Annotated in this window: 3 protein-coding genes; all 3 read right to left on the bottom strand. The window is 60.7% G+C overall.

What is annotated here, in order from left to right:
- Window positions 1-174: 174 nt before the first annotated feature.
- The 3 genes from mnmG to VEZ52_RS01640 all read right to left on the bottom strand — a co-directional run bounded on the left by mnmG (window position 175) and on the right by VEZ52_RS01640 (window position 3,781).
- A complete protein-coding gene (gene mnmG / locus VEZ52_RS01650; RefSeq protein ID WP_324835253.1) occupies window positions 175-2,121 on the bottom strand; it encodes a tRNA uridine-5-carboxymethylaminomethyl(34) synthesis enzyme MnmG in 1,947 nt (648 codons plus the stop codon).
- On the bottom strand, window positions 2,114-3,355 hold the full coding sequence (locus tag VEZ52_RS01645; RefSeq protein WP_022659469.1) for a M20 family metallo-hydrolase: 1,242 nt from the start codon (window positions 3,353-3,355) through the stop codon (window positions 2,114-2,116). Before VEZ52_RS01645 ends, mnmG begins: the two co-directional genes overlap by 8 nt.
- Before the next feature lie 159 nt (window positions 3,356-3,514).
- Window positions 3,515-3,781, bottom strand: coding sequence for a PxxKW family cysteine-rich protein (locus VEZ52_RS01640; RefSeq protein ID WP_022659470.1), 267 nt, complete (start codon window positions 3,779-3,781; stop codon window positions 3,515-3,517).
- Window positions 3,782-3,894: the final 113 nt, after the last annotated feature.

Below are 3,894 nucleotides of genomic sequence, written 5' to 3'. Positions count from 1 at the left end.
TCAAGCATGCGGCGGATGATCTCCGCACGCTTTGCCGCGTGGCGCATGCTCTGCAACCGGCCTTTGACCGAGACGAGCGTGGCGCAAAGCGCCGCAAGCAGAATGCCGACAACAATAAGAAGTTGGGTGCCCGTCATAGATTCACCGGTGTCAACAGTTGTGTGGCGTCATCCCTCACTGCGGGGATGCAGCAGCGCCATTGGGGTATTTTTCAGGGCGCAGCAATCCAAGTTTGTGGAGGTGAACCTCCAGGCATGCAACCGCCGCAGGGGTTACGCCGGATATTCGTCCGGCCTGCCCAAGGCTGCAAGGTCGCACCCTGTCCAGTTTTTCAACCACTTCATGGGATAACCCAGCTACTTTGGCATAATCGAGTTGCGGGGGCAAGGCCGTAGCTTCAAGCTTGGCCGAGCGGGCGATAAGCTCGCGCTGCCGCGCCAGATAGCCCTCATACTTGATTTCTGTCTGCACACTTTCACAGGCGCCGGTTCCGGCGGCAGCTCTGGCAGCCGCCAGATCCGCCCCGGTCTCGGCCAGTGCTTCGTGTTGGGTCGCGGTCAGCATGGCTTCAAGCGAGTCCAGGTCAACATCCGGGCGTTTCAGGGCTTCTGCCAGAGTCTTGCCCACAGGCAACTGCGCCTCGGGCGCATCCTCGGGCAACTTGTGGCCGGGTATGCGTTTTTTGCCCAGATATTCCCTGAAACGTTCGGCGGCTTCCTGTTTTATGCAAAACGCGCGCCACTGTTCGTCGCTCACAAGCCCAAGTTCACGGCCAATCCTGGTCAGCCGCGTATCGGCATTGTCTTCGCGCAGCAGCAGCCTGTGCTCCGCGCGCGAGGTGAACATGCGGTAGGGTTCCTGAGTGCCGAGAGTCACAAGATCATCAACAAGTACAGCCATATAGGCCTGATCGCGCCCAGGTACAAAGGGGGCAAGACCACGCATGGCGCACGAGATGTTCAGCGCGGCCCACAGGCCCTGCGCTGCGGCTTCCTCGTAGCCGGACGTGCCGTTGATCTGCCCCGCAAGCCACAATCCCGGCACGGCCTTGGTTTCAAGGGTGGGGCGCAACTGGATGGGGTTGGCGTAGTCGTATTCAATGGCGTAACCGGGGCGCAGCACCACGGCGTTTTCCAGCCCTTTGAGGGCGTGAACCATACCGAGCTGCACGTCGAGGGGCAGGCTGGTGGGAATGCCGTTGGCGTACACCTCCGCGCTGTTGAGGCCCTCCGGCTCCAGAAAAATCTGGTGCCGCTCCCGGTGCGGAAAACGGGCCACCTTGTCTTCAATGGAAGGGCAGTAGCGCGCGCCAGTACCCTTGATGACGCCCGTAAACATGGGCGAGCGGTCAAAACCGCTGCGGATGATTTCGTGCGCGCGTTCGTTTGTCCACGTCACATGGCACGAAACCTGTTCCAGAGCCGGGCCGGGGCCGTGAAAGCTGAAGCCCGGAGGCGGCGTGTCGCCCGGCTGTTCCTCGAGCTGCGAATAGTCGATGGATGATTTGAGAATGCGGGGCGTGGTTCCGGTTTTCAGGCGGCCAAGGGTGAGGCCGAGGCTGCGCAGGCTGTCTGAGAGGCCAAGCGCCGGAGCATCACCCAATCTGCCGCCGGGCAGATTGGTAAGGCCCATGTGGATGCGCCCGTCCAGAAAGGTGCCCGTGGTCAGCAACACATGGCGCGCAGCAAAGGTCAGCCCTTGGGCTGTGCGCACGCCAGTGACGCGGCCGTCATCGGTGGTCACGTCCACCACGGAATCCTGCCAGATACGTAGGCCGGGCGTGTTGTAGAGCGTTTTTTTGAGCACGCGCTGATAGGCCTCGCGGTCAATCTGGGCGCGTGTGGCCCGCACCGCAGGCCCCTTGCTCATGTTCAGCACGCGAAACTGTATGCCCGCGGCATCGGCCCACAGGCCCATCATGCCGCCAAGGGCGTCAATTTCGCGCACCATGTGGCCCTTGGCCAGACCGCCGATGGCGGGGTTGCACGAGAGGTAGCCCAGCCGGTCGAGGTTGCCGCTGATGAGCAGCACGCTATGCCCCATGCGGGCGAGAGCCACGGCGGCTTCGCTGCCAGCGTGGCCGCCGCCGGCGACAATGCAGTCAAATATGGAATCAGACATGGGCTGCGTTCATGAGGATGTGGGCAAACACCTGCGAATCCTTGATGGTAGCGGTGATGGATGAGCGTTCGTCCGGTTGGTGGCAGGTGTTTTCAAGGCAGCCCCAAACGGCGGCGGGCAGGCCTTTTTGCCGCAAAAATGCAGCAACGGTTGCCCCGCCTATGCCCACGGCCTGCGCCTGAACGCCGTAAATGCGGGCGATGGCGGCCTTGAGCGCTGTAACAACGGTGCCTGTTTGCGGTATGGCCGTGGCGTCCTGCCGCTGCACCACGCTCACCTGTATCTGCACGGTGTGCTTTTCCGCCACTTCGGCGGCCACTTCGCGCATTTTTGCAAGCACATTGTCCATATCCACATGGGGCAGGAGGCGGCAGTCAATGTAAAAAACATCATTGCCGGGAACTGTGTTGATGTTCGGCACATTGGCTTCGTGCTTGCCCGGTACAAAGGTGGAATAGGGCGGGTCAAACAGGGGGTTGGCATCGGCAAAGGCGGAACGCAGGGCATTGTGGCACGAGAGGGCCATGTCCGCCCCCGCCAGAAAGGCGTTGCGCCCCTTTTGCGGCGTGGAGCCGTGGCACTGGATGCCCGTGGTCTGCACCTTGAGCCAGAGCTGGCTTTTTTCTGCGATTTCGATGACATCGCCCTTGGACGAACCAGCGTCCGGCACGATGTAAAGATCATCGGGATTAAAAAAGTGCGGGGCTGTATTGAGAAGATGCTCCAGACCGTAAAGACTGCCGGTTTCCTCGTCAGCCATGAAAACAAGACCCAGCGAAAGTTCGGGGGTAATACCCTGTGAGAGCACTTCTTCCGCAAGCAGCAGCATACTGACTATGGCCTGCTGGTTGTCTTCCACGCCGCGTCCGTACAGAAAATCGCCATCGCGGCGCACCTGCCAGGGATTGCTGGTCCAGGCTGCGAGGTCGCCCGGAGGCACCACGTCGGTATGCCCGAAAAGCCAGAGAGTGCGGCTGCTTTTGCCGGGAATGCGGGCCACAAGGTTGGGACGCTGACCATCGGTAACGCGCGGGTCCGGCGCGTCAACGCGTGAAAGGGCGGTTACGCCGCAGGCCTTGAGCCAGTTGGTGATGCAGCGCACCTTTTCCATTTCGCCCTGGCCGCCGTTGTCCGGACCAAGAGCCTGGCATGCCGTAAGCACGGCCTGAAGCTCCGCAACGCGGTCTTCTCGCCCGGCCAGCCCGCGCAACAAGGTGTCGAGTGTCTTGAACATGGGGTTTCCCGTATGGCGTTACAACGCGCAAGAGGCTGCTCGCGCAGCCCCTTGAAAAAGTCCTCAGCCCCGGCATGCCCGTTGTTGTATCGGCCTGTTGCGATAAAATCGCAAACTGACCGCCAGTGGCATGTCGGAACCGATGTAAGCCTGGTTGGCCTAACGGCCACCCTTGGCGGCGCGCTTGGACGCCTTCAAAGGGTTGACCTTTGCGGCAGCGGCAACAGAGGCCTTCACGTGCGTGGCAAAGTTGCAACGGCCAGCAGTCCACTTTTTGGCAGGGACAGGGTAGCTGGAGCAGAACTCTTCGCCTTCAAATTCGCGCACGCGGTCACAGCCAGAACACTGTTCAACCACCGGGGAAAGAACAAAACCGTTGACCACCACGCCTTCAGCGGTTTTGGTGGCTTTTTCCAGAGGGGTCATAGCAAAACCTCCATGCGCAGCAGCGCCGTATTGCTAAAATAACGGCGGAATGGCCGCCGCGTTGGAATGGAAAAATATAGTTGAAAGCAATTTTCTGTCAAGTAAAAGAAGTG

Origin of the sequence: Desulfovibrio sp., from assembly GCF_035644575.1 — a bacterium.
In the GTDB taxonomy this organism is placed as follows: Bacteria; Desulfobacterota; Desulfovibrionia; order Desulfovibrionales; family Desulfovibrionaceae; genus Desulfovibrio.
This window is presented reverse-complemented; position numbering and strand designations above follow the sequence as displayed.